Source organism: Prosthecobacter sp. (assembly GCF_029946185.1).
Lineage (GTDB): Bacteria > Verrucomicrobiota > Verrucomicrobiia > Verrucomicrobiales > Verrucomicrobiaceae > Prosthecobacter.
The window spans coordinates 1-26,178 of the sequence record NZ_JAQSEA010000156.1 but is presented as its reverse complement, the minus strand read 5'-3'; the positions used below and the strand labels follow the sequence as shown (position 1 = coordinate 26,178).

The 26,178-nt window shown below is 60.3% G+C and carries 25 protein-coding genes; 12 read left to right on the top strand and 13 right to left on the bottom strand.

What is annotated here, in order from left to right:
• Window positions 1–7: 7 nt before the first annotated feature.
• From PSV43_RS13690 to PSV43_RS13655, 8 genes are all read right to left on the bottom strand, one after another.
• Complete coding sequence (locus PSV43_RS13690; protein ID WP_300198088.1) at window positions 8–1,111, bottom strand: type IV pilus twitching motility protein PilT; 1,104 nt, start codon at window positions 1,109–1,111, stop codon at window positions 8–10.
• Between the two features lie 15 nt (window positions 1,112–1,126).
• A complete protein-coding gene (locus PSV43_RS13685) occupies window positions 1,127–1,528 on the bottom strand; it encodes a hypothetical protein (protein ID WP_300198085.1) in 402 nt (133 codons plus the stop codon).
• The gene (locus PSV43_RS13680; protein ID WP_300198083.1) at window positions 1,501–1,902 is read right to left on the bottom strand and encodes a phage holin family protein; all 402 of its coding nucleotides are present in this window, start codon (window positions 1,900–1,902) and stop codon (window positions 1,501–1,503) included. The genes PSV43_RS13685 and PSV43_RS13680 overlap by 28 nt, the downstream gene beginning before the upstream one ends.
• A 19-nt stretch (window positions 1,903–1,921) precedes the next feature.
• Window positions 1,922–2,308 (bottom strand): hypothetical protein, encoded by a 387-nt coding sequence (locus tag PSV43_RS13675; RefSeq protein WP_300198080.1) that lies wholly within the window; start codon window positions 2,306–2,308, stop codon window positions 1,922–1,924.
• 113 nt (window positions 2,309–2,421) lie between these two features.
• On the bottom strand, window positions 2,422–2,973 hold the full coding sequence (locus PSV43_RS13670) for a hypothetical protein (RefSeq protein ID WP_300198077.1): 552 nt from the start codon (window positions 2,971–2,973) through the stop codon (window positions 2,422–2,424).
• 113 nt (window positions 2,974–3,086) lie between these two features.
• Window positions 3,087–3,524: a hypothetical protein gene (locus PSV43_RS13665; RefSeq protein WP_300198075.1), complete on the bottom strand. Its 438-nt coding sequence runs from the start codon at window positions 3,522–3,524 to the stop codon at window positions 3,087–3,089.
• Between the two features lie 50 nt (window positions 3,525–3,574).
• A complete protein-coding gene (locus tag PSV43_RS13660; RefSeq protein WP_300198072.1) occupies window positions 3,575–5,290 on the bottom strand; it encodes an arylsulfatase in 1,716 nt (571 codons plus the stop codon).
• A gap of 318 nt (window positions 5,291–5,608) precedes the next feature.
• Entirely contained in the window at window positions 5,609–6,241 is a 633-nt protein-coding gene (locus PSV43_RS13655; RefSeq protein ID WP_300198069.1) for a hypothetical protein, read from the bottom strand.
• A gap of 103 nt (window positions 6,242–6,344) precedes the next feature.
• On the opposite strand from PSV43_RS13655, the gene PSV43_RS13650 reads away from it, so the two are divergent.
• The 6 genes from PSV43_RS13650 to PSV43_RS13625 all read left to right on the top strand — a co-directional run bounded on the left by PSV43_RS13650 (window position 6,345) and on the right by PSV43_RS13625 (window position 17,087).
• Complete coding sequence (locus tag PSV43_RS13650) at window positions 6,345–8,894, top strand: ATP-dependent helicase C-terminal domain-containing protein (protein WP_300198067.1); 2,550 nt, start codon at window positions 6,345–6,347, stop codon at window positions 8,892–8,894.
• A 325-nt stretch (window positions 8,895–9,219) separates the two neighbouring features.
• Window positions 9,220–11,970 (top strand): PVC-type heme-binding CxxCH protein, encoded by a 2,751-nt coding sequence (locus PSV43_RS13645; RefSeq protein WP_300198064.1) that lies wholly within the window; start codon window positions 9,220–9,222, stop codon window positions 11,968–11,970.
• Window positions 11,971–12,105: 135 nt separating this feature from the next.
• Entirely contained in the window at window positions 12,106–13,002 is an 897-nt protein-coding gene (menA, locus tag PSV43_RS13640) for a 1,4-dihydroxy-2-naphthoate octaprenyltransferase (protein WP_300198061.1), read from the top strand.
• A 56-nt stretch (window positions 13,003–13,058) separates the two neighbouring features.
• Window positions 13,059–14,024, top strand: coding sequence for an enolase C-terminal domain-like protein (locus tag PSV43_RS13635; RefSeq protein ID WP_300198058.1), 966 nt, complete (start codon window positions 13,059–13,061; stop codon window positions 14,022–14,024).
• A complete protein-coding gene (locus PSV43_RS13630; protein WP_300198056.1) occupies window positions 14,009–15,133 on the top strand; it encodes an AMP-binding protein in 1,125 nt (374 codons plus the stop codon). Before PSV43_RS13635 ends, PSV43_RS13630 begins: the two co-directional genes overlap by 16 nt.
• 76 nt (window positions 15,134–15,209) lie before the next feature.
• A complete protein-coding gene (locus PSV43_RS13625) occupies window positions 15,210–17,087 on the top strand; it encodes an AsmA-like C-terminal region-containing protein (protein ID WP_300198053.1) in 1,878 nt (625 codons plus the stop codon).
• 125 nt (window positions 17,088–17,212) lie between these two features.
• Here PSV43_RS13625 and PSV43_RS13620 read toward each other — a convergent pair whose 3' ends face one another.
• Window positions 17,213–17,821, bottom strand: a complete 609-nt coding sequence (locus PSV43_RS13620) for a hypothetical protein (RefSeq protein ID WP_300198050.1) — start codon at window positions 17,819–17,821, stop codon at window positions 17,213–17,215.
• A gap of 191 nt (window positions 17,822–18,012) precedes the next feature.
• Here PSV43_RS13620 and PSV43_RS13615 point away from each other — a divergent pair, with 191 nt between their 5' ends.
• The 6 genes from PSV43_RS13615 (at window position 18,013) to PSV43_RS13590 (ending at window position 21,999) form a co-directional block, all read left to right on the top strand.
• The gene (locus tag PSV43_RS13615; protein WP_300198047.1) at window positions 18,013–18,249 is read left to right on the top strand and encodes a glycine zipper domain-containing protein; all 237 of its coding nucleotides are present in this window, start codon (window positions 18,013–18,015) and stop codon (window positions 18,247–18,249) included.
• A 44-nt stretch (window positions 18,250–18,293) separates the two neighbouring features.
• Window positions 18,294–18,599, top strand: coding sequence for a YMGG-like glycine zipper-containing protein (locus tag PSV43_RS13610; protein WP_300198044.1), 306 nt, complete (start codon window positions 18,294–18,296; stop codon window positions 18,597–18,599).
• 50 nt (window positions 18,600–18,649) lie between these two features.
• The gene (locus PSV43_RS13605; protein ID WP_300198042.1) at window positions 18,650–19,159 is read left to right on the top strand and encodes a GtrA family protein; all 510 of its coding nucleotides are present in this window, start codon (window positions 18,650–18,652) and stop codon (window positions 19,157–19,159) included.
• Between the two features lie 6 nt (window positions 19,160–19,165).
• Window positions 19,166–19,627: a tRNA (cytidine(34)-2'-O)-methyltransferase gene (locus tag PSV43_RS13600; protein ID WP_300198040.1), complete on the top strand. Its 462-nt coding sequence runs from the start codon at window positions 19,166–19,168 to the stop codon at window positions 19,625–19,627.
• A gap of 38 nt (window positions 19,628–19,665) precedes the next feature.
• Complete coding sequence (locus tag PSV43_RS13595; RefSeq protein ID WP_300198037.1) at window positions 19,666–20,343, top strand: ABC transporter ATP-binding protein; 678 nt, start codon at window positions 19,666–19,668, stop codon at window positions 20,341–20,343.
• 63 nt (window positions 20,344–20,406) lie between these two features.
• A complete protein-coding gene (locus PSV43_RS13590) occupies window positions 20,407–21,999 on the top strand; it encodes a glycoside hydrolase family 75 protein (protein ID WP_300198033.1) in 1,593 nt (530 codons plus the stop codon).
• 265 nt (window positions 22,000–22,264) lie between these two features.
• On the opposite strand, the gene purU is transcribed toward PSV43_RS13590, so the two are convergent.
• The 4 genes from purU to plsX all read right to left on the bottom strand — a co-directional run.
• Window positions 22,265–23,125: a formyltetrahydrofolate deformylase gene (purU, locus tag PSV43_RS13585; protein ID WP_300198030.1), complete on the bottom strand. Its 861-nt coding sequence runs from the start codon at window positions 23,123–23,125 to the stop codon at window positions 22,265–22,267.
• 12 nt (window positions 23,126–23,137) lie between these two features.
• Complete coding sequence (gene proB / locus PSV43_RS13580; protein WP_300198027.1) at window positions 23,138–23,914, bottom strand: glutamate 5-kinase; 777 nt, start codon at window positions 23,912–23,914, stop codon at window positions 23,138–23,140.
• A gap of 231 nt (window positions 23,915–24,145) precedes the next feature.
• The gene (locus PSV43_RS13575; protein WP_300198024.1) at window positions 24,146–25,165 is read right to left on the bottom strand and encodes a beta-ketoacyl-ACP synthase III; all 1,020 of its coding nucleotides are present in this window, start codon (window positions 25,163–25,165) and stop codon (window positions 24,146–24,148) included.
• Window positions 25,152–26,178: phosphate acyltransferase PlsX (plsX, locus tag PSV43_RS13570; RefSeq protein WP_300198021.1), on the bottom strand; the 1,027-nt coding region annotated here is incomplete at its 5' end. The genes PSV43_RS13575 and plsX, both read right to left, overlap by 14 nt.

The following is a 26,178-nucleotide window of genomic DNA, read 5'->3' as shown; positions in this document are numbered from 1 at the left end:
GAAGGCCTCAGGATTCAAAGAATTTTTTCATGATGATCTTGTCCTCAGAGCGGAACTCACACTCCTCACGGCTGATTTCTCCGGCCGTGTAGAGATTGCGCAATGAATCATCCATCGTGATCATGCCGACACTTTTGCCGGTCTGCATGACACCCGCGAGCATGTAGGTCTTGCCTTCACGGATGCAGTTGCCGACGGCGGGCGTGTTGACGAGCACTTCGAGCGCCATCACACGGCCGTTGCCGTCGAGTCTGGGCACCAGCTGCTGGGAGAGGATGCCACGCAGGGATTCAGACACCATGATGCGGATCTGGTCCCGCTGATCAATGGGGAACACATCCAGCACCCGGTCCAGGGTGCGGGCGGCGCTGCCGGTGTGCAGGGTACCGAGCACAAGATGTCCCGTTTCCGCAGCGGTGATGGCCAGGGAGATGGTCTCAAGGTCACGCATTTCACCGACCATGATCACGTCCGGATCTTCGCGCAATGCCCCGCGCAGCGCGGCGGCAAACGAGGCGGTGTGCGTGTGTACTTCGCGCTGATTCACATGGCAGCCCTTGGGCTCGAGGATGTACTCAATCGGGTCTTCCAGTGTGATGATGTGGTCCTGCCGCTCCTGGTTGATGGAGTCAACCAACGCCGCCAGCGTGGTGGATTTGCCGCAGCCCACCGGGCCGGTGACGAGAATCAGGCCGTTGTGGAAACGCGTGAGCGTTTTGGCCGTGGCTGGCAGGCCGAGGTCTTCAACGGACTTGATGCTGGTTTTGATGACACGGAAAACCATGTCGATGCCCAAGCGCTGCTGGACGACAGAAGAGCGGAAACGCCCGAAGGCCGGCGAGTAGGCGAAGTCGACATCGCCGCGTGCTTCAAGCTGTTTGACTTGCGGCTCTCCCAGGAAGCCATAAGCCAGGCGGCGGGTGTCCTCAGGCGTCAGGATGGAGGCATTGTCCCAGATGGGCTGCAGATTGCCATAGCGCCGCCAGACAGGTTGTGAGCCGGTGGCAAGATGCAGATCAGATGCATCATACTCCATGCAAAAACGCAGGTAGTCATCAACGGAGCCTAAGACCGGAAGAGTATCTTGTGGGGGTTGGTTGGAATCGGACATGAAAAAGAGATGAAGCTAGACTGCTTCGGAATCTGGAACGTTCGGAGAAATTTTCTGGCGCAGATAACTTTGAACCATTTGGCTGCCGTAACTCATCAGGGATTTACGCGCGAGACCAAGCAGCGGACTGAGCATGAGAGCAAACAAACCACTTCTCTGCGCGCCACTAAGGGAAGGTTCAGGTTGGAAGCGCGAGCGCCGCGAGGGCCACACGGCTTTCAGCACTACCAGCCCTGCGATGGCGGCAGCGCCAATCCAAAGCCCACGGTGCTTTTCCACACTGCGGGTGATGATGGCCTTCGGACTCCACTCCTCCGCCGCATGCACGGCATGGTGCGCCAGTGAAGCACGGGCGTACTCGAGGTCATACAAAGCCTGCTGCTTGGGCGTCAGTTGTTCTTGTTGCGGGCTAGCCATTCGCGGTCGCGGTGAAGTTGATTGAATGATTCCTCAAAGAGCTTCATGCCGCGCAGCCTGGACTTCAGTCCGGCGAGCAGCAACAGTCCGAGAAAAAGATGAATGCCAGCGCCGGCGAGGGCCACGCGCGTCCAGTGCCAGCCATTGGCATCAGCGATGATCCAGACCAGCGCGGGAGTGGCCAGCATCCAGCCAATGACGAAGGCGGCCAGGGACAGCATGAACATGCCGGACAGACCCCCGATGCGGCTGCCTGCTTCCTGGACTTCGATGTGCAGCAGGCGCCCACGCGCCTCAATGTATAAGGCAACGGCGCGCAACAATCCTGTTGCACTGGCGCGTTCCTCGGGGTCGGGCGGCAGGCCTGAGTTCATGTCGGGAAGAGGGCGCGTATTAGCGGCGCAGGATGGCCCCGACGACAAAACCAATGCCAAATGCCGTGAGCAGCGCCTGCAGCGGCTTCTCACGGGCAAATTTTTCAGCCTCGGCCCGCAGATCGTCACAGCGCACCCGGGCTTCACTGAAAGTGTGGTCGGCAAATTCGCCAGCCTTCTCCTTGAGATCGCTGGCCTTTTCCTTGAAGTCACTCGCCTTCTGTTCCGCAGTGCTGCGGAACTGCTGCGCGCGCGTTTCGGCGGCGTTGCGGAATTCGGACGCCTTCTGCGCTGCTGCGGCACGCAGTTCTTCAGCGGCCTTCATCGCGCTGGCTTTCGCGGCCTGAAATGGATCATGCGACGGACTGCTGCCGAAGGCAGACTCTGCGGAGGGGTTCTCAGTCATGGTACGAAAAGGGTGTGGTGGTGGGCATTCAGGTGGGGGCACCTGCTTTACATGCATTAAAGACGTTCTCTCACCGTTGGCGAGAAAAAAAGCAATCGGGTGATTTTCTTCCCTCAGGCGCTGCGCAGACTGCTTTTCCGCACGGCAGGCGCAGCCCCCTTGCGCCGTGACAGCAGCAAGTCACGCTGCAGCACCACATTCTGCTGCCTGCCGCTGGCGATTTCAGCCTTCGCCGCCGCCAGTTCGGACTCCAGCGACTGGATGTGCAAAATCTCCTTCGCGGGCAGCTCGGCGACTGGCTTGGCGGAAAGCGCCGCCTCCAGCTCTGAAATTTTCGCGAGTGCCGCTGATATCTCCTTCTTCTGCGCCTCCTCCCATTCCTTCAGGACATGCATGCCGCCTTGATCAGACTGCTGCAACCGGTGTGAAAACTCGCCGCGTAGCGCCTCAAACTGACGCTGCGTTTTCGCCCGCCATGACATCGCATCATGGTGGATGGCGGTGACTTCCATGTCCTTCAGCGCCGCCTGCTTTTCCATCTTGATGCTTTCAGCCCCCATGCGGCGGTTGGCGCGAGAGAGCCTAAAAAGGCGAATCAGGGAGATCAAAAACAGGCCGCTGACGAGGGTGATGCCAAAAAGCAAAATCTGATGTTCCTGAGTCATTGCGCTGTTGATGAATGTTGATGCTGCAAACGTTGTTCCAAACCAAAGCTAGGGGCGGTGCTTCGCCAAGGCAGCAGGTCACTGCCGCCGGTGACTCTCTGCTCAGTTGCGAGCTAGGAGATGTTCAGCGCAGGGACCGGCAGCACCGATTTGTCTTCCGGCTCCTCATCCCTGGCCATCGCGAACGATGGCGGCATGGAAGGCGTGGACATCGCAAACGGCTTGGCCGGTTTGCTGATGATTTCTGAACGCTGCTGGATGTTCTGGTAGCGCTGCTCGGACTCATCCAGCCGCTTGGAAAACTCCGCCCGAAAGGAATCAAACATGCGTTGCAGATCGCCGCGCCACGCATTGGAATCCGAGCGCACCGAGAGGAGCGCCTGTTGCTGATTGAGCACCTGCTGCTCCATTTTGGCCGTGCTTTCACGCAGGCGTGCGTTGCTGCGCAACAGAAACAGAATGCGCACCATCGAAAGTGCCAGCAGTCCGCCGACGACGGATAAGCACAGCTTCAACGTGGGAATATCGACAGCAATTTGGGAAAGGTCCATAAGCAAGATTGTCAGCATGATCCGTTCCAAAATCAATGTGGCATGAGTATTTATTTAGGCCGCCTGGCCTTCGCATTTTTGACACTGTTGGGACTTCTCCAACTCCCCAGCGGCAGCACGTGCGACCGGGCCGCCCACGTTTCCCAGGCCGCAGCCATCACTTTCACGCGCTCCGGTTCCGCCGCCGCCAGATCATGCAACTCCGCACGGTCTTGGTCGATCTGGTAGAGCTCCCACGGGGTGTTCTCCTTCGACACCAGCTTCCACGGCCCCGCACGATGCGCGCGATTGCCTTCATGCTCCCAGAAGATCGGCCGCATCTCAGCACTGCGTCCCTGCAAGGCCGGTGCCAAACTCACGCCCTCCATCGGCTGGATTTTTTGCCCGTTGAGTTCCGCCGGATACTTCGCTGCAGCCACATCCGCACACGTCGCCATCACATCAATGAGGTGCCCCGGCTGCGCTTCGATCCTGCCGTTTTGTGCCACTGGAATCCCCGCCGGCCAGTGCGCGATCAGCGGCGTGCTGATCCCGCCCTCATGCACAAAATGTTTATATTCTCGGTGCGGCGTGTTCGATACATTCGCCCACGCTTCACCATAGGCGATGTAGTCGTTCGGGCCGCCGGGCATGGTCCCCTGCCCTTGCTTCACCGCCTGCCCATCGCGCGTTTGTTTCGGGATCACCTCCACCCGGATCGCATCCTGCGCGATCACAGGAAAAGTCTTCTCATTGAACGCAGGCGGCGTGGCCTGCCGCCCGATGCCCTCCTGGCAGCCACCATTGTCTTGAAGGAAAAGAATCAGCGTGTTTTGCAGCAGCCCGTTTTTTTCCAGCGACCCCACCACCCGGCCGATGCCCTGGTCCATGCGATCGATCATCGCCGCATACGTCTCCATGCAGCGCGTCTCCCACTCCTTGTCCTTCACCTGCGACCAGTCCCCAAACGTCGGCGAAAGCTCCGCGTCCTTCGCGATCAGCCCCATCTCCCGCATCCGCAGCAGCCGTGCCTGCCGCATGGATTCATAGCCCGCATCATACTTGCCCTTGTACTTCGCCACATCCTCCGCCAGCGCATGCATCGGCCAGTGCGCCGCTGTGTAGGCCACATACATGAAAAACGGCTGCTGCTTTTTCTCACGCGCATGTTCATCAATGAAGCGCACCGCATGGTCGCTGATCGCATCCGTATAATAATACTGCTTCGGCTGGTACTCCGCATCCGCGAAGGGCGAGATCATAGAGTCATCCCGCGTCAGTGTACCCGGATCATAAAAACTGCCCGCACCCGTGATCGTCCCATAGAAACGGTCAAACCCACGCTGCAGCGGCCAGTTTGTCTTCGGCCCCTTCGGCACCGCATGCTTCGTCACATGCCATTTCCCCACCGCATACGTCCGATACCCCGCAGGCTTCAGCACCTGCGCGATCGTCACACAGCGCCCGTTCAAATCCCCCCGATACCCCTCCTGCCCACGATCCTCCATCATGTGCCCGATCCCCGCCTGATGCGGATACAACCCCGTGAGCAACGAAGCCCGCGTCGGGCAGCACCGCCCGGCGTTGTAAAACTGGCTAAGCCTCACGCCGCCCTTTGCCAGTTGGTTCAAATGAGGCGTCTGAATCTCCCCGCCGTAGCAGCCCAGGTCTGAGAAGCCCATGTCGTCTGACATGATTAAAATGATATTCGGCTGGGCAGCGTGAAGCATGGCAGGCACCACACTCAGCACGACGGACAAAAACGAGAGTAAAAAGCGGTTGGGCATGGGAGGGAATGAGAATGAACCGGTGCAAACGAACAGGCAGCGCCGTTCTCACGCCAAACTCATTTTCACATCAAGACGACAAAACGCGCAGCAGACCCAGCGCCGCAGCTCAAACGAGGCTGCCAATCCACATTGCGTGCGGCAGACAAGAGGGGGCTTGGCTTGAAGCGAATCATTCGCAACTAAGAGCCTGCTGTTTCGGCGGAGAGCTGCGGGCTAAAGCGCCGCGCTCCAAAGAGGCTCCTATAGGGGCTGCAGTTGCGCAGTGAGGAACAGGCTGTCCGCCGTTCCGTCCTTCGGTGCTCCCAAAAATTCGTCTCACTTCACCTCCTCCACCCCCACCACATCCAGTTGAATAAACTGGCCATTGAACGGCTTCGGCGCAGGGGGCACCTCGGGCACCACGAGCTTCGCGAAGTTCGTGATCATGTGACCATTCTGACCGTCGCCATGCAGGGTCAGCGTCGCGCCGCCTTCGACTTCGATGGTGGCCGTGTAATCCATCGTGAAAATCTTGTGCCCCACTTTGTCCTGGCGGTTGAAGAAGACATGCTGCGCCGGAGCGGAAACCGTGAGCTGATAGATGTTGTACGTCGCGTTGTTCGGCGTTCCACCGATGTAGAAGTACTCGCCCACCTGCTGCCCGTCCTTGTACATCATCGGCTCCACCACGCCGCGCACGCGCAGGGTCACCTTATAGCGTTTGCCAGGCTCGCCGCCAAACTTGCGCACATTCGTGAACTTGTCGTTCGTCGCAGGATCAGTCGTCGCCCGCGCAGAGATACCGTCAGCACCGGGCTTCGGATTTTCCGGCATCGGGTCCTTGCAGGCAAATTCAAAACGATACCCATTCAGACTGGCCGCGACCGCCTTCAAATCCTCCGCTTGAGAGGTCGTTGCGACGCAAAGGGTGAGAGCAAGAAGGAGAGTGGCTGGGGAAAAGCGATGCATAGTCGGTTGGAGTGGTTGCCCCCACGAAACGCCGCCCGTGCATCGATTCCACCAACGTTCGTCGAAAAAGTTGAAATCTCGTCTATAACGAGCGCCCCACTGCATGCCTGCCCCCACCGCGCTCCCCATCTGGAAAATCCACGCCGACATCCTGCGCACCCTGCAGGGCGGCAATCGCCTCGTGCTGGTGGCCCCCACCGGCTCCGGCAAGACCACGCAAGTGCCGCAGATGCTGCTGGATGCCGGCATCGCGGGAGACAAAATGATCGTGGTGCTGCAACCGCGCCGCGTTGCCGCGCGCACCGTGGCCGCACGCGTGGCCTCAGAGCGCAGCGGCAAGCTCGGCGCAGAGGTGGGCTATCAGATCCGCTTCGATGACCACACCAGCGTCGGCACCCGCATCTGCTTTGTCACCGAGGGCATCCTGCTGCGCTGGCTGCAGGATGATCGCACACTGGGGAATATTGGTGCGGTGGTGTTTGATGAGTTCCATGAGAGAAACCTGCTCAGCGATGTGGCGCTGGCTTTGGTGAAGCATTTGCAGCAGAGCCAGCGGCCCGATTTGGTCATGCTCGTGATGTCTGCCACGCTCGATGCGGAGCCCGTGGCCGCCTATTTAAACCCGTGCCCCATCCTCATCTCCGAAGGGCAGAGCTATCCGGTGGAGGTGGGCTATTTGCCAGTGCCTGACCAGCGACCGTTCACGGTGCAGGCGGCGGAGGCCGTGGAGCGCATCATTGATGAAGGCGATCCCGGTGACATCCTCGTCTTCATGCCAGGGCGCGGTGAGATCAATGGCACGTTGGATGCGCTGCGCGGTCTCCGCACGCAAGAGCGAGTGGCCTGCATTCCCCTGCATGGCGAACTGGAGCCCCAGGAGCAGGACCGCGCCTTTGCCCCGAACTCCCTGCGCAAAGTCATCGTCGCCACGAACGTCGCCGAGACCAGCATCACCATCGACGGCATCCGCCACGTCGTGGACAGCGGCGTCGCGCGCGTGGCCCGTTACGATGCCGAGCGGGGCATCGGCACTCTCATGCTGGAACCAATCAGCCGCGCCAGCGCCGACCAGCGCAAAGGCCGCGCAGGCCGCACCGCGCCCGGAACCTGCCACCGCCTCTGGACATCCATCGGCCATCAGACTCGCGAAGAGCGCAACACCCCCGAGATCCAGCGCAGCGATCTCGCCGAGGTCGTGCTCCTCCTCCACTCCCTCGGCATTCAGCAGGCCGCGACCTTTGACTGGCTCGACAAACCCGACCCCCAGGCCGTGGAGCGCGCCGAGAGGCTCCTCACCATGCTCGGTGCCCTGCACGAAGGCAAAGCCGAGCTCACTCCCGTGGGCCGCCAGATGCTGCGCCTGCCCATGCACCCGCGCTACTCACGCATGCTCATCGAGGCCAGCCAGCGCGGCTGCGTTCCAGAGGCCGCCCTCTGCGCCGCCCTGGTCAGCGGGCGAGATCTCCTCGTGCGCCTCGACCGCGATGACGCGCAAATGAAAGGCCTGCGCGAGATGTTCGAAGACAGCGCCGACTCCGACTTCATCACGCTCATGCGTGCCTACGACTTCGCCAAAGACAACAGCTTCAGCTTCGAGCGCTGCCGCAGCCACGGCATCAATGCCCAAGTCGCCCGGCAGGTCGAGCAAACCTGCCAGCAGATCCTCCACGCAGCCCAGCAGCAGCGCCTCTACAATCGCGAGGCCCCACCCACCTCATCCACGGACGAATCCCTCCTCCGCTGCCTTATGGCCGGATTCGTCGATCAGCTCGCCAAGCGCCGCAGCCCCGGCAAGCCCGAGTGCGATCTCACCGAGCAGCGCCAGGGCATGCTCGTCCGCGAAAGCGTCGTGCAGGAGGCCGCCTTTTTCGTCGCCGCCAATCTACGCCAGGCACCCTCGCGCGGCCCCACACCACTGACTCTCCTCAGCCTCGCCACCGCCGTGCAGCCCGCGTGGATCGCCGAGATGTTTCCCCAGCACCTCACCACCACCGTGGAGCATCTCTTCGATGCGCAAAACAAGCGCGTCGCCGTTATGAAAGTCGTGCGCTACCACGATCTGGTAATCGAGCAAAAAGCCCAGCAGCGCGATCTCGATCCCATCGCCTCCGGCCGCTGCCTCGCCGAAGCCCACCGCGCCGGAGCCTTCGATCTCCCGCTCTTCGATCACCGGCTCAAACAGTTCATCGCCCGCGTCGATCTCGTCCACGCCCCCCTCCCCGAACTCGAGTTCCCCCGCTTCGATGCCGAAGCAATCATGACATGCCTCGCCCGCGCCTTCAAAGGCCTCTCCTTGGTCAAGGAAGCCCAGGCCGTCCCACTTCTCGCCGCCTTCCACCAGCACCTCGCCCAAGGGCAGGTGAGCTGGCTCGATGAACTCGTCCCGCTCTCCATCCCATGGCCCGCCGGGGGCACCCTCAAAGTCTCCTACGCCAACGACACCCCCGAAGTCCAGGTCAAGCTCCACGAATGCTTTGCCCTCACGGCGCACCCCACCCTCTGCGAAGGCCGCTTGCCGGTGTTACTCATCCTCTGCACACCGGATGGGAAGCGGCTGGCTAGCACGAAGGACTGGCCCGCTTTTGTAGCCCGGGAATGGCCGAAGCATCGGCAACTGGTGGCGAAGAAATTTTCGGGGCTGCTGTGGAGATAAGGCGCGAGGAATGTTCGCGGCCCCAAAGTCTTTGGAGCATGCAGCTTTAGTCCGCAGTGCTCCGCGAGGGAGACACGCAATATGCCTTCTGAGGTCTGACCGAACTGGACCAGAGACGCTCGCAGAAATGATGGCGGCACGGCACATCGGAAGATGCCGTGCCGCCAGCATTTCCGACAAATCGTCGTCGATCTGCCGGGGCATTTTCAGGCCACTCTTTGAATGGCATTGAGAGCACCTTTCAAAATAAATGACATTTTCTTCTTTTGGCAGCCTACGTGTTCCCGTTTGCGGTTTGCCAGGTTCCCATTCAAAGAATCCCATCATGCGCCCGACCACGCTTCTCTCCTGTCTCGCCATCTTTACGTCTGTGCACGCTGAGGATTTCCCGAAACCTTTCAACACTGAGAAGGGCGAGCCGATGCCGGCCGAGGAGGTGGCACGGACGATGGAACTGCCCAAGGGCTTCAAGTGCGTGGTGTTTGCTTCCGAGCCGGATGTGCAGCAGCCGATCGCGATGAACTGGGACAGCAAGGGGCGGCTGTGGGTGGCGGAAAACTACACGTTTGCGGAAACCCCCATGCGCTGGGATACGAAGCTGCGGGACCGCATCATCATCCTGGAAGACAAGGACGGCGACGGCAAGCACGACGGGCGGAAGGTGTTCTGGGAGGGCGGCAGCTACCTGACGAGTGTGGAGGTTGGCTACGGCGGCGTGTGGGTGCTGAACAATGGCACGCTGGGCTTCATCGCTGATAAAAACGGCGACGACGTGCCGGATGGCGAGCCGGAGGTACTGCTGGACGGCTTTAATGTGAAGACCATCGGCCATAACATCGTCAATGGATTGCGCTGGGGGCCAGACGGCTGGCTGTATGGCCGGCATGGGATCACGGACACGTCGAGTGTGGGAGCACCGGGCACGCCTGCGGACAAGCGCGTGAAGATGAACTGCGCGATGTGGCGCTTTCACCCGACTTTGAAAATTGTGGAGACTGTGGCCCACGGCGGCACGAACTCCTGGGGGCATGACTGGAATGCGGACGGGGAGTTGTTCATGATCAACACGGTCATCGGCCATCTGTGGCATGTGATTCCCGGCGCGTATTATCGCCGGATGTTTGGCACGCATTTGAATTCGCATGCGTATGAGGTCATCGAGCAGACCGCCGACCACTTCCACTGGGACACCGGCGCGGAAAGCTGGAGCGACATCCGCAAAGGCATCAGCAACAAGACCCTCGCACTCGGCGGCGGACATGCGCATGTGGGCATGCTGATTTATCAAGGTGGCCTGTGGCCGAAGGAATACGAGGGGGCCATGCTCACCTGCAACCTGCACGGCAACCGCATCAACATCGACAACCTGGAGCGCCTGGGCTGCGGCTACGTGGGCAAGCACGCGCCTGACTTCATGCAGGCCAAGGACAAATGGTTCCGTGGCATCGACCTTCTCACCTGCCCCGACGGCAACGTCGTCGTGTCGGACTGGAGCGACAGCGGTGAGTGCCATGACAACGATGGCGTACACCGGACGAGCGGACGCATTTATAAGATCGTGTATGGGGAGACGAAGAAAGCGGAGCGCACCGCCACCAACAACTGGTGGGCACGCATGGATCTGCAGCAGCAGTATGAGCAAGGAAAAGGCCCCAAGCCGCGTGCGCTGCTTGGTCTGGCGGATGCCAGCAGCAAGGATGGACTCGTCCGACTGCATACCGCTTCGGATCTCCAGCAACTTCCCCTTGAGGCGCGCTGGCCCATCGCCACTGCGTTGGCGAAGCATGAGGAAGACGCGAACGACCGGCAGCAGCCGCTGATGATTTGGTATGGCATCGAGCAGGCGGTGGCGGCGGAGCCGATGAAGGGCGTGGAGTTGATCCGTGAGGCGAATATCCCCACGGTGCGGCGTCTGGTGGCGCGACGGATTGCGGAGATGATTGAAGCGAAGCCGGAAGGGGTGGATGCGCTGATGGCGCTGATGAGCACAGCCAAAACGGATCATGTCCTCACCGATATTCTCGAAGGGCTTTCCGCTGGCTTGGATGGGTTTAGCACGGCGAAGAAGCCGAAGGGGTGGGATGAACTCGAAAAGGCTCTGACGGGCGACGGCAGCGAGCAGACGATTAAACTTGTTCGCGGTCTCTCGGTCGTGTTTGGCAGCGGGCGGGCTGCTGATGAGCTGATCGCGATTGTGAAGAACATCGAGGGCGATGCGAATGCGCGACTGAATGCGTTCAAGAGTGTCACGCGCACGGCCAAGCCGGAGCTGCTGACTGTCATTCGCGGACTGATCAATGACAAGGTGCTGGGCACCGTCGCCCGCAGCGCGCTGGCGGCGTATGATGATCCGAACATCCCCAAAGCGATGATCAGCCCATGGCCGGGTCGCAGCGAAGAGCAGCAGGCGGCGACGGTGGCGACACTGACCTCACGCCCGAGCTACGCAAAGGCGTTGCTGGAAGCGATCAAGGCGAAGAAGGTGCCAGCGACGGCGATCTCTCCTTTCCAGGCGCGGCAGATTCGCAGCCTGGGCGATGAATCGGTGAACACGCTGCTTACCGAAGTTTGGGGTGAGATTCGCGACACGCCGGAGGCGAAGAAAGCGGAGTTCGCGAAGTGGGAAGGCGTGTTGACGGCGGACACGCTGAAGAAGGCGGATCCAGCCAAGGGCCGCATGATCTTCATGGCGGCGTGCAGCGCCTGCCACAAGCTCTACGGCCAGGGAGGTGCCATCGGCCCCGAGCTGACAGGCAGCGACCGCCACAACCTGAAGTACCTGCTTGAAAACATCCTGGACCCCAGCGCTGTGGTGCCTGCGGATTTCCGGGTGAGCGTGTTCAATCTGAAGGACGGCCGCACCATCACCGGCGTGATCCCCGAGCAGACGGAGCGCACGGTCACAGTGCAGACACCTGCCGAGAGGCTGACGATTGAGCGGACGCAGATCGTGAAGCAGTCGCAGCTTCCCGTGTCGCTGATGCCGGAAGGGCTGCTGTCGGCGCTGGGAGATGAGAATGTGAAAAATCTGATCGCTTATCTGATGTCGAACGGACAGGTGGAGATGCCGAAGTGAGGGAGCGATTGAGGAGCGTGGACTGCGGTCGGGCAGGTCAAAGATCAAGTGTTGTCAAGATGGGTCAAGTGTCCCGCCTTGACCTCTTGACCATGGCTTGACCTCTTGACGGCCCTCGTCATTCGTCCTCTCTCTATGCCTCACCTCTTCGACTGGATCGCCGCTGCACGCCCGAAAACTCTTGGAGCGGCCATTGCGCCTGTGGTTGTGGGTTGTGCGCTGGCGGCGAAGATTTCGGGGAAGTTCGACTGGTGGCTGGCCTTTTGCACACTGGGAAGCTGCGGGGCATTGCAGATCGCGACGAATTTTTTCAATGACGCGCTGGATTCGATCAAAGGGGCGGACACGCAGGCACGCATCGGCCCACGGCGGATCACGGCCAGTGGCGTGGCCTCGGCCAGGGCGGTCAGCATCGCCGCGTGGCTGATGCTGGCGGTGGCGACGCTGCTGGCGGTGCCGTTGTTTGAGGCGCGGGGGCTGCCCATTCTTTTCATCGGGATTCCGTCGCTGTACTTCTGCTTTGGCTACACCGGAGGGCCGCTGCCGCTGGCGTATCGCGGGCTGGGGGAGCTGTTTGTGATTGTGTTCTTCGGCTTCGTGGCGGTGACGGGCACGGCCTTTGTGCAAACGGGCGAGTGGTATGAGGCGGCGGTGGTGGCAGGATTCCAAATCGGCTGCCTGAGCACGGTCTTGATTGCCATCAACAACTTGCGCGATGTCGCGGAAGACGGGCTGACCGGGAAGAAAACGCTGGCCGTGCGCTTCGGCGTGGGATTTGCAAGGACAGAGATCGTGCTGCTCATCGTCGCAGCGCATGCGGCGGGCATTTACTGGTTTCAGCAGGGCTGGCCGCGCGCCTTCACGCTGCCGCTGATCACGCTGCCCATCGGGCTTTTTGTAGGCTGGCGGGTGATTGCCGAACCGCCGAGCCGGGGGCATAACCGCCTGCTGGCGATGAGCGGGGGGCAACTGCTGCTCTTTGCGGGACTGATGTGCTGGGCCATCGTCAAGGCACGCGATGTAATGCCCTGAGAAACCATCTGGAACAGGCCCATGGGTCGTATATGACGTATAGGACCTCTACCCGAATGACCACCCCCTCCATTTACGTCCACGAATACCTCCTGCGCAGCGGTGTGGCGCTGAATGCAGTGTCGATGCGGCGGGTTTTTGCGGGAGCGCTGATCTGTGTGGATGGCGGCTATGGCTGCGTGCATCCTTGGCCGGAGTTTGGCGATGCGCCGGTGGAGGAGCAACTGCGCCTGCTCAGCGAGGGTGTCACGACTCCGGTGACGGCGATGGCTTTGCGCTGTGCGGAGATTGACGGTGCGGCACGCCGCGCGGGCGTGAGTTTGTTCGAGGGGCTGGAGATTCCACGCAGCCATTATTCCTGGAGCTTTGCCACGGACACCGAAACGCAAATGGAGCGCGTGATGGCGGAAGGCTGGCCTGCGATCAAGGCGAAGGGGTTTGCGAACTACGGTGAAACAACACGCTTCCTCGAAGGCTGCGCGAAGCGATTTGAAGCCCAGGGCGTGCGGCTGCGCGTGGATTTCAATGGCGTGCTGGACAGGCTTACATTTGGAAAATTCATCGAATTCATGCCGCTGCGGGTGTACCGCGCGCTGGATTTCGTGGAGGACCCCTTTCCGTATGATGCGCAAGCATGGGAGGCCCTGCGGAAGAAGTGGGGTGTGAAGCTGGCACTGGACAAGGGCTGGAAGGACGGCACTCAGGGCTTTGATGCGGTGGTGGTGAAACCGGCGCGGCGTGACTGGCGTCTCGTGGCACAAACCCACCCGCAGCATCCGCTGGTGCTCACCACGGCGATGGACCATGCGCTTGGCCAGATGTTTGCTGCTTATGAAGCGGCGGTGGCGCTGTCCGAGGGGCAGGCTCTGGACTTCTGCGGGCTGTGCACGGAGCATCTGTTTGATAAGGACTCCTTTTTTGAACGTGTGACTTCTCATGGCGGCTATTTGTCGGCGGATCGTAGCGGCGGCGGGTTGGGATTTGGCGAAGTTCTGGAGGCGCTGCCATGGAGACGGCTTTGATCCTGCCGCCTGAGTTTTGGCATGACGGCAGCGTATGGATCGCAGAGTCTGCGCCTTCCGATGAAGGGCGTGCGCTGGCTGAGTTCGCACGGCATGAGTTGCAGATGCAGGACGCGTGTTTTTTTCAAACCAGCGGCACGGAAGGCACACGCAAATGGGTGGGGCTGACGAAGGAGGCGCTGCTGATCTCCGCACGCGCGGTGAATGGGCACTTCAACATCACCGCATGCGATCACTGGCTGCTGGCGCTGCCGATTCACCATGTGGGTGGTTTCGGGGTGCTTGCCCGTTCGTTTGTCTGCGGCAGCCGTGTCACTGAACTGCTGGGCAAATGGAATGCAACCGTGTTTGTGCAGAAGTGTGATGAAGTGGGGGCCACACTCGCCTCGCTGGTGCCCACGCAGGTCTTTGATCTGGTGGCGGCGAAACTGGCTGCGCCCAAATCCATGCGTGCCGTTTTGGTGGGCGGGGGCGCACTGAATGGCGAGCTGGAAGCTGCCGCGCGGCAACTCGGCTGGCCCATTCACCGCACGTATGGGATGACGGAAACGGCTTCAGGCGTGGCTGCGCAGCGGGTGGCCGGCGCAGACATGGAGGTGCTGCCCATCTGGCAGGTGAGCACGAATGCGGAGGGTCTGCTCCGTGTGCGCGGAGAGGCGCTGGCCAAGGGCTATGCCGTGTGTACCGCAGGTGTGTGGCGCTGGGAGCCGATCCCGGTGGAGGGCCTGCTCACGCGGGACCGCGTGGAAGTGCTGGAGAACGCGGCAGGCAGTCGCTGCCTCCGTTTTGTGGGACGCGAGGTCGGCATCGTTAAAATCCTGGGCGAACTCGTCGCCTTGGGTCCCATTCAGGAGCGCATCGACGCCCTGCGTCTGAAGTTCGGCCTCTTCGCAGACGCCGTCGTGTGTGATGTGCCCGATGCGCGCAAGGAGCACGCGCTGGTGCTGGTCGTCAGCCATATGAAAGACGAAGACGCTGCGCGACTGCAGCACGAGCTGAATCAGACCCTGCGCCCGCTGGAGCACATTGACCGTTTGCAGAGCGTGCCGGCGATCCCCCGCAGCGAGCTTGGCAAGGTGCGGCTGGCCGAACTGCGGGCCATGCTTTGAATGAGAGGGGGCCGCTGCGCCCCGGTGGCGCGATAGAACTTGGCCATATCAGGCCACGCCCTCCACGCGAATCCCCATGTCCCACCCGCCGCACCCCACGTTTTTCCACAGATTCCGCTGGCTGCTCATCATTGCGGCCTTGCTCCCTCTGCTGCTTTGGGGTGGCGTCGAGTGGCTGGTGGGTAAGGCCCGCTCCAAACTGGACCAGCGTCTCGCGGATCGCGGCCTGGAACTGACTTACAAGAGCGAAACGTGGACGCCGTGGGGCGGCATCACCTTGCATGAGGCCGCGCTGACCCGCCGCAGCGCCGAACGGGAGCCCGTGGCTTCCATCGCCAACGTACACATTGACCTGCAATGGTGGGCCTCGTGGGATGCACGGTCTGCCATCACCCACTGGTCGGCGAAGGAAACCACCCTGGTGGTCAACGATGCGGATGGAGCAGTAACCCTGGATCATCTTACCACCGAGTTCATCGTACAGGAAGGCAAGGTGACGATGCAGCGCCTCGTCGTTCATCAGGGCGGGCTGACGATTGATGTGACCGGCGACATCATCACCGCGCCCAAAAGCACCGGGCCAAAACCTGAGTTCCAGCTTCGCCTCAAGGCACTGCGCGGGGTCTTCGACACGCTGAATTTTTCTCCCGATCAGGGCGAGTTCAAGGTCACCGGAACCTTCACCATGGATGTGAGAGAGAAGCCCTGGACCTGGAGCGCGAAACTGCATGGGGAGGGCCGCGCGGTGGAATCGCGCGGCGTGCCAATGGATGAAGCCGTCAGCGATGCCGAGGTGAACCAGAACGGCATGGACTCCACGAGCCAGGTCAAATTCGCCAAGGGCAGCACCAGGATAAAACTCAAGCGGGAGGGAGGATGGAAGGGCACGCCGCTGCTCATTGAAGGCACGGCCACCGACACCCAAGGTCATAGCGACGAGTTCACCGGCAACTTCCAAACCCCAACGAGGACACTGCGCATCGACCGCCTCACCGGCAAGGCAGATCTATTCGAGCTCATGGGCAATGTGCCAGCCGTGGCAAAAAAACTGCCGCAGTCCGTCCATGTGAAAACCTTTCCCGACATTGCAGCCAAGGACTTCGTCTGCGTCTGGGATGAGCGCGACGAGCCGCCCACCTGGACGCTCGCCAGTCTGCAAACTCGCAGCCCTGCCGACCTTGTGGTGAGTGTGCAGAAGCATCCGCTGAGCGTCGATGACATCACCGGCCACGTTTCGTATGAGGACCGTGCGTGGGACATCAAGAGGTTGAAGGGCCAGCTTCTCGGCGGCAGCTTTGAACTCGATGGCAGCTACAATGGCAGCGTCCTGAGCAAGGCGGACATCGAGCTGAAGTCGCTCAACATTTCTCATTTTTCCCCATGGGCTGGCAAGGTCAGCTCAAAGCTCGACAAGTCTGAGCTCACCATGGCCTACAAGGGGGCCATCTGTGGCCGCGATCCCGAGATCTCCACCGGCAGAGGCACGGTGGTGCTGACGAACGCACCCGTGGTGCACATCCCGATTCTGGACCAGGCTTACTCGCTGTTCCCCAAGCTGCTGCCAAGCAAAGGCAGCGACGGCACAGGCGAGTTTCAGGTGTCCTTCGTCATGACCAAGGGAGTCGCCACCATTGATCCTTTCAAAGCACGCAGCGAAGCCGTCACCGTCACCGCCAAAGGCACCGTGGACCTTGTCCGCAAGCAGGTGGACGGTCATGCGCGCGCAAACCTTCGCGGCATTGTTGGCCTCGCCACCTCCCCCCTCAGCTACGTCCTCACTGACATGGACATCAGCGGTCCGCTCAACAACATCCGCATATCCCCCCAGGGTCCCACCTCAGCCTTGAAAAAGACCGTTAAAGCAGCCAGCGACGGCGTGCAGTTCAGCAGCAAAGCTCTCAGCACCGGACTCACCCTGCCCTTCCGGGCCTTGGGCATGTTGGATGATGATTGAAGACCACAACAAACGAGGCGGAGCGGATGAGATCAAGAAAATCGCACTTCTGCCAAGAGACAAAAAAGGCCCCAACTTTCGTTGGAGCCTTCAAAGTTTGTTAATCACTGTCAGTGACTCAGCTTTTATTCCTTCGGAGCCGAGCCATCCAGCGGGGTGATGACGGGCCGGTCTTTCATCTCGGGAGAGATGAGGTAGTTTTTCGAGTTGGCCGGATCCGTGATGAAGGAGATGAGGAAGAGCTCTTCGATCTTGTCTGTGAGTGTTTCCTGTGAAGTGCGCACGGTGGCGTGGACGTAGCCCTTGTCTTTCTCTTGGACGAGACCGAGCACGATGACTTTGAGTGTCTCCTGCTTCCGCTTCGTAGCCTCAGGGGTGAGTTTGAGCTTTTTGTGCCAGGCTTCGCGATCCACCTGATAAAACTCCTGCGGCGACATCTTCTCCAATTCGCCAACGCCCTTCACATTGTAACCAGCAAGCATGCTCTCCTCGTCCGACATCGTGGGAGCGGACTTGATGATGTTGACGGTTTCACGCTGACGGCGTTCCAGTGAGGTCGGAACCAGCAACTGCGAGGCGGTTTTCCAGTCCTGCTGCACAACGGCGGTCAGGTACTTTTTCACCAGAGCGGCGCAGGGGTGATCCAGCGGCAGCTGCTCCGCCTGAACCGGCAAAACGGTGAGGCTGAGCAGGGAGACAGCGAAGAGGGAACGAAGGAAAAAACGAACGTGCATAGAGAAGTTGGAAGTCGAAGGCTTTGTAACCGCTTGCGGAATGCCCGTCAAATAAAGAAAGCCGGACGGCCGGAGAGGCGGTGTACTGCGTATAGAGGATGCCACGTTGCCCCCTTCCGAAGGATTTTACTTTTCTTTGTGAACAATTCGGGCCTATTTAACGACAAAGCTGACTGTTACATGACAACATTATGAAACACCTCATCCTCTCCATCCTCTCTGCTGCCACCCTTTCATCCTGTGCCACCGGCCCAGGTGCTCAACAGGGGGCAGTCATTGGCGGCCTCGGTGGAGCTGCTGTAGGCGGCATCATTGGGTCTCAAAGTGGTCGTGGCCTTGAAGGCGCGGTCATCGGTGGCGGCCTCGGTGCGCTGGGCGGCAACGCCATTGGCAATGCCCAGGACCGTCGTCGCGGTTACTACTATTAATCACTCCAACCATCCATTTCATCTCACACATCCCAACAACAAACATGAAAAATAGCCTACTCACTCTCTTAACAGCCGTCTCACTGGTCTCCTGTGCCTCGGGTCCAAATGCCCAAACGGGCGCTGTGCTCGGCGGCCTCGGCGGTGCCGCAGTCGGTGGCATCATCGGCAATCAAAGTGGTCGTGGCCTGGAAGGCGCGCTCATCGGTGGCGGCATCGGTGCCCTCGGTGGCAACGCCATTGGCAATTCCCGCGACCAGCGCAACCAGCAGCAATACTACCAAGGACAGCAGCAGCGGGGCCGCCAGCAGGGCTACTACGACCGCAACGGCAACTACCACTATTATTAAGCGCATCTCATCTTTGCTTGCAGAGCAATGATCCCCGGAGAGCCTCACCGATGATGTCAAAAATCGGTGAGGCTTTTCTATTTTTCCGCCAGAACGACTGGAGCTCGATTTTGACGCGTCTGAACACGCGTGACACACATCCGCTTATCCAGTTCATCAAGTATGGCATCTGTGGAGTCGGTTCGCTGACCCTCACCACGGTGATCTTTTATGCCCTGTCCAGATGGGGAACGTATCCTGCACTTGTCAGCAGTGGTGTGAGCGATGAGGTGCGTGCGCTGCACAGCATCTACAATAACATCGTCGCCTTTTTCTTTGGCAATATTTTCGCCTATGTCACCAATTCGTTGTGGGTGTTCACCCCCGGACGACATCACAGGGTGCTGGAGTTTGTTTATTTTTCAGTGGTCAGCTCGACGGGATTTGCCATCGGCCTGCTCTCCGGGCCGTATCTCATCAAGTGGTACGGCATCAGCACATTGACAGCGCAGTTGCTGCTGATCATTTCGTCCACCCTGGTGAATTTCATTTGCCGGAAGCTCTTTGTTTTCAAAGGCTGAGGCGGCATGCTAAACGTCGTCCTCTTTCAGCCGGAGATCCCGCACAACACGGGCGCCATCGGGCGGTTGTGCCTGGCCACCCATGCGCGGCTGCATTTGATCAAGCCGCTCGGCTTCAGTCTGGAGGACAAGCAGCTCAAACGCGCCGGTCTGGACTACTGGCCAGAGGTGGATGTGCGGGTCTGGGAGACTTGGGATGCGCTGGCGGCGGAGATCCCTGCCGGGGCAGCCTGCTACTTCATCGAATGCCAGGGCGAACACACCTACTGGGAGGCCGACCTCACAGCCGGAGAAATTTTCCTCGTTTTCGGCCCGGAAACGCGCGGCATCCCGGCCACGATTATTCAGCCGGAGCGCTGCCTGCGCATCCCAATGCAGGGCACGCGAAGCCTGAATCTGGCCACCGCAGCAGGCATCGTCATGTATGAGGCGCTCAGACAACGCACGCAATCGGGCATCATGTCTTGACGCCGCGTGGCATCTGCGGAGCGTACACCTAACTATACATGAGCCAGGAAGCAGCCCCACTTGCCGCACACGATGTGCACCGTACCTACCACCTTGCCGGGCATGATCTGCCCGTGCTTTGCGGCGTGAATGTCGAAGTTGCCGCCGGTGAAAAGGTGTTCCTCTGCGGCCAGTCCGGCGCAGGCAAAACCACTTTGCTCTACGTCCTCGGCGGGCTGGAGCAGCCCACTTCGGGTGATGTGCTGGTGCATGGCCGCTCGCTGTATCAGGCTGCGGCGGCGGAGCGTGCACGCACGCGCAATGAAGTCATGGGCTTTGTTTTCCAGCATTACTTCCTGCTGCCGGAACTCACCGCGCTCGAAAACGTGATGCTGCCAGCCATGATCGGCGGTAAAAAAGCCGAGGCTCGCGCCCGTGAACTGCTGGACAAAGTGGGTCTCACCGCGCGTCTCCAGCACCTGCCCACCGAACTTTCCGGAGGCGAGCAGCAGCGTGTCGCCATTGCTCGCGCACTCATCAACAACCCCGGCATCATCTACGCCGACGAGCCCACCGGTAATCTCGACGCAAGCACCGGCAGCGGCGTCATCGATATGCTGATGCAGGTGGTCGATGAGGCCAAAAAAACACTCATTGTCGTCACTCATGATCAAACCCTCGCCAAGCGCGGCGACCGCCGTCTTCTTCTCAAAGAAGGAAAGTTGGAAGAAGGTTGATGCACCCGCCATGGGACTGAAACGAGATTAAACTTCTGTACGCATATGCCTTCGGAATCTCCCATGCCCGACACGACCTCCCCTTCCCCGTATGAATCGCCGCGCCGGAAGCGCGGCTGCTTTGGCTCGCTCCTCCGCCTGCTGTTTCTGCTCACCCTGATCATCGCACTGGTGCTGCCGTTCACGCCTTTTGCCGGAAAGATCAAACAGGGCATTCAGGACATCGTGACCTCCGCACGGAGCACGAAGGAGCGCATCGTCACGCGTGAAGTGATGCGTGATGTGATCAAAGAAATTCCCGTCATTAAAGAAGTGACCAAGGAGATCGAGGTCATCCGCGAAGTCCGCCCCCCCCTGCCGGACAAATACATCCCGCGCAAGGACATCGACGTGGCCACGCTCTTCAACGGCATCACCGTCAAAACGAATCTGATCACCGAACAAGGCAGCTTCGCAAGTCTGGAACGCCTCGATCCCGAAGCCTACAAGGCGGAGTTTCAGCTCAGCATCCGCGTGCCGAAGGCAAACCAGACTCTGGAGGAGCTCTCCCGCATCAACAAAAACCTGCCCGCCATCCTCCCCGGCCTCGATGTCATGCTGCCTGCGGCGAAGGTCAGCGGCTTCTACCACAAGCTCTACGAAAACAAAACCAACCGCGTGCAGAACGACCTCACACGGCTGAGCAAGATTCTCGACCGTCACAACTTCTACGACACCGAAACCATCCTCGAACTGACTCACCCGGCCACCCAGCGCCGCGCCCTGCTCATTCAGTCTGAAATGGACGTGGTGGCCGACGGCTCGGACGGCGACCGCATGCCTACGCTGGAGGAGTACATCTACCTCTCCGACTACTACCAGCCCTTCACCAGCTATGCGTGGGCGAAGACGACGAAGACGCCCAACCCGCTCCTCTCCAAATGGGAGGACCGCCTGCAGAAAGCGCAGGACGAATACGCCAAAAAAGGCCTGAGCTCATCACGCAACCGGGACCTCAAGGTCATGATCGACCAGCTCAAGCTCGAGGTCGCCGACTTCAAGGTGCGCAGCAGCCTCATCGCGGACAAGGACCCCTTCATCGTCCTCTCGCTGCTGTTTCTAGGCTACGGGGATCAGAACAAATTCACGCCGCAGATGGGCGACTACGCCGCCGTCATTCACGAAGGCAAAATCTATCCCGCCATCTGCGGCGACTACGGCCCCAGCTTCAAAATGGGTGAAGCATCGCTCCTGATGGCGAAAACCATCAACCCCAAGGCAACGCCCTACATCCGTCCCGAGAGCGATCTGAAGGTCACCTATCTCGTCTTTCCCGGCACGGCCGAGAAAGTGCGTAGCGCGCCCGACCTCGCAAAATGGCGGGAAAAGTGTCTGGCCCTGCTGGGAGAAGTCGGCGGCGTAGGTGCAGGTTTTGAGCTGCACACTTGGGAAGATCCATTCAAGAAACCGGAGTTGCCGCCTGTCACTGTCCAGCCACCCGCAGCCGGTGACGCCGCCACTCCAGGCACCCCAGGAACGATCACGACCCCACCGGCATCGCCCTCTGCCGCGACTCCTCCCCTGCCCGCACCGGCCACTGCACCAATCATTCTCACGCCTATCGAGCCACCGGCAGCAGCGACGAAATCCGGCGGCGTGAAAACGAAGAATAAGTAGTCTTGTTCTCGAATAGAGTCTTCGAGCCCGGTGCAGCATGCCTGAGTGTACAATGGATGTGGCGACAGCCCGTCCGTCTGCCAGCCTACCGCCGACTCTATTGCGTGCGAATACCCTCGCAGTCGGACGGTTTGGCGGAGCAAGGGCTGGGGCTTAAAAGGGTCTCGACGCCAACCACATCCAACCTACGACCAGAGCACCGAGCTATTCGAGAACAAGTCTAGTAAGCGGGGGCAGCCTGGCCGCCCGCGATTCATTGCCGACCTCAATCAAACACGACGGTCTTGTTCTTTACGACGAGAACACGGTCGCGGGCGTGCCACCAGAGGGCTTTGGCGAGGACGGTTTTTTCCAGATCGCGGCCTAGGCGGACGAGGTCTTGGACGCTGTCTTCGTGGCTGACGCGCATGACGTCCTGATGGATGATCGGCCCTTCGTCTAGATCGGCCGTGACGTAGTGGCTGGTGGCACCGATGATCTTCACACCGCGCTGAAAGGCCTGGTGGTAGGGCTTCGCGCCGACGAAGGCAGGCAGGAAGCTGTGATGAATGTTCAGGATGCGATGCGGAAACTCAGCGATCATCGCGGGGCTGATGATCTGCATGTAGCGGGCCAGCACGACGGTGTCGATTCGGTGCTGACGCAGCAGTTCGATCTGCGCCGCCTCCTGCGCGAGTTTGTTGTCTTTCGTAATTGGAAAATGATGGAACGGAATGCCGAAGCGCTCTGCCGCAGGCCGCAGGGTCTCGTGATTGGCAACGATGAGAGGGATGTCCACCGGCAGGTCGCCGGATTCATGACGGGCGAGAAGATCGTAGAGGCAATGGCTCTCCTTGGTGACAAACAGCGCGATGCGTTTGCGCTGGCTGGCAAAGCTCAGGCGCATCTGCATTTCATGGCGTCGTGCCATGGGCTGCAGGCGGGACTCGATCTCTTCATTGTCGAGCGTGAAGTTTTCCAAGCTCCATTCCAGGCGCATGAAAAAGGCGTTTTGCTCAGGATCAATGTGCTGCTGCAGGTCGATGATATTCCCCTGATGCGAGAAGATGAAACCGGTGACGTCATGCACGAGACCCGGACGGTCCGGGCAGTGGATGAGCAGCGTAGCGATGTCAGTAGAGGCCATAGTGAGTTGGGATTACGAACGTGAGGCCGGGAAACGTGTACAAATGCCTTGGCCTTCGATCAAACTGGGGATCTGCTCGGTATGCCGGCCGGAGGCGATGATGCACTGCACACCGCCACGCACGGCGTCCTGCACGGCGCGCAGCTTGGAGATCATGCCGCCGGTGCCGAGGGTGGTTTTTTCCTCTTCGGCGTGGTGGATCACGTCATCGACATTTTCGACGACGGGGATCGGGCCGTCTTCGGGCTTTTTCGTGTCACGCAGCAGTCCAGGAGCACTGGTGAGGAGGATGAGCACGTCGGCCCCCCAGAAGCGGGCGACGCGGGAGGAGAGCTTGTCGTTGTCGCCGTAGCGCAGTTCTTCGACGGCGACGGAGTCGTTTTCATTGATGATCGGAACCACCTGGGAGAACTCCATGAGGCGGTCAAGCACGGCCTTGACGCGCGGCGCACGATCCGCGTTCTCAAAGTCTTCGTGGGTCACAAGCAACTGCGCGACATGCAGGCCATGGTCCCGCAGGAGCGACTCATAGGTGTGCATGAGATGCGTCTGGCCCACGGCGGCGAGCGCCTGCAGGGTGGTGACGTCCGAAGGCCGTTGTTTGAAATCGAGCGGCTTCAAACCGGAGGCCACGGCCCCGCTGCTGACGACGATGACGGCATGACCTGCGCGTTTCAGCAGCGCGACGGCTTCGATGAGTTTGCGCAGTTGCACGGGATCGGGTTCAGGCGCGTCTTTGCGCGTGAGAATACCGGTGCCGAATTTGAGAACGATGCGCTTGGGGGCCATGAGTCAGGGGGAAAACGAAGGGCGGCGAATATGGCGGGGTGAGCTCTTATGCAAAGGGCAAAAGCCGGGGAGATGGCCGCAAAAAGACGCAAAGAGGTTCAAAAAAGCAGCCGCGCGTGTGGCTGCTCTTGGGCACGCGAATACGAAACGTGTTTCAGCGACGAGATCAAAGGATCAGATCAGATCCAAATTTTTGTGCTTTTTTGCGTCTCTTTGCGGCTAATTAGTGTCTTACCAACGCACGACCGAACTCGCCCAGGTGAAGCCGCCGCCGAAGGCGACGAGGAGGACGACATCGCCTTTTTTGAGGCGGCCGGCTTTGTTGGCTTCGTCGAGGGCGACGGGGATGGTTGCGGCGCTGGTGTTGCCGTATTTGTCCAGATTCATGAACACGCGGTCCAGAGGCAGATTCAGGCGATCGGCGATGGCGCTGATGATGCGGGCATTGGCCTGATGGGGAATGACGAGGGACACATCGGCGGCGGTGAGTCCGGCGATTGCGAGGGCCTGCTGGGACGCCTCAAGCATGCGGGTGACGGCGTGCTTGAAGGTTTCGCGTCCTTCCATGTGGATCGTATTGGGAAACGATGCCACGTTTTCAAGCGTGATCGGGCAGGCGGAGCCGCCGCCGGGGACTTTGAGTACGTCCGCGAGGGTGCCGTCCGTGCCCATGACGGTGGACAGCACGCGTCCGGGGGCATCAGTGTCCGATTCATCCGCGCGGCGGATGACCACGGCACCTGCGCCATCGCCAAACAGCACGCAGGTGTTGCGGTCGGTCCAGTTGATGAGGCTGCTGAGCTTTTCCGCGCCGATCACGAGGGCGGTGGTACGGTTGCCCGTGTTGATGAAATGACGTGCGACCTGCAGGGCGTACAAAAAGCCGGAACAGGCGGCCGAGATGTCAAAGCAGACGGCATTGACGGCACCGATCTTCTTCTGCACGAAGCAGGCGGTGGAGGGGAAGAACATGTCCGCCGTGACGGTGGCGACGATGATGAGCTGGATCTCCTCAGGGGCGACTCCGGCGTCGGCCATGGCGCGGCGTGCGGCCTCGGAGGCGAGATCGCTGGTGGCCTGATCCGGGGCGGCGATGCGACGCTCTTTGATGCCAGTGCGGGAGGTGATCCACTCGTCAGAGGTATCGACGATCTTGGACATATCCTCATTGGTCAGCACTTTTTCAGGCATGTAGCTGCCGGTGCCAATGATGCTGGAGGTGCAAAAGGGCTGGGAACTAAGAGCGGGCATGGAGGGAAATGGAGTGGGCAGTGGCGGCGGCCTCAATGTGTGGCCCGACCTGGTGTTGGATGGATTCGCAAGCCTGACGGATGGCATTCTTCATGGCAAGCGGAGATGCACTGCCATGGGCGATGATGGTGATACCGCGCAGGCCTAGGAGCGGCATGCCGCCGACCTCGTCGGGGTTGGTTCGGTAGTGGACGCGCTTGAAGGCGGGCTTGGCCAGCAGGCCGCCGATCTTGGTCCAGAAGCCGCTCTTAATTTCGCTCTTCACCATGCTGAAGATGGTGTGCGCGAGCGCTTCGGCGTTTTTCAAAATGACATTGCCGGTGAAGCCGTCGCACACGACGACGTCCGGAGGCGTTTCCCACACGTCATGGCCTTCGACGTTGCCGATGAAATTGATGCCTGCGGTGTGGCGCAGCAGCTTGCCGGTCTCTTTGCACAAGGCATTGCCCTTTTCTTCCTCGGTGCCGTTGGACATGAGGCCGACGGTAGGATTTTCCCGGCCCAGCACATGACGGGCAAAGGCGCTGCCCATGATGGCATTCTGCACCAGATGCGAGGGTTCGCTGTCGGGATTGGCCCCGGCGTCAATCAGCAGCCAGTGCTTGGTCAGCGATGGCATAATGGCGGCAATGGCAGGCCGCTCGATATGCCCCAGAGTGCGCATTTTAATCAGGGAGGCCGTCACGGCGGCACCCGTATGCCCGGCGCTGACCACGGCATCTGCCCGGCCATCTTTGACCATGTCCACAGCGACGCTGATGGAACTGTCCTTCTTCTTGCGCACGGCGTCGATGCCGCTGTCGGACATTTCGACGATCTGGGTGGCGGAGACGATTTCCAGCTTGGGACTGGAGAGGCCCTGCGCTTTCAGCTCTTTCTCAATGGCATCGGGAACGCCCACCAAAAAGATTTTGGTGATGGCGGGCAGCGTTTCGAGGGCGAGCTTGACGCCTGCGATGGGGTTTTTCGGGGCGTAATCGCCCCCCATGACATCCAGTGCGATCTTCATTCCT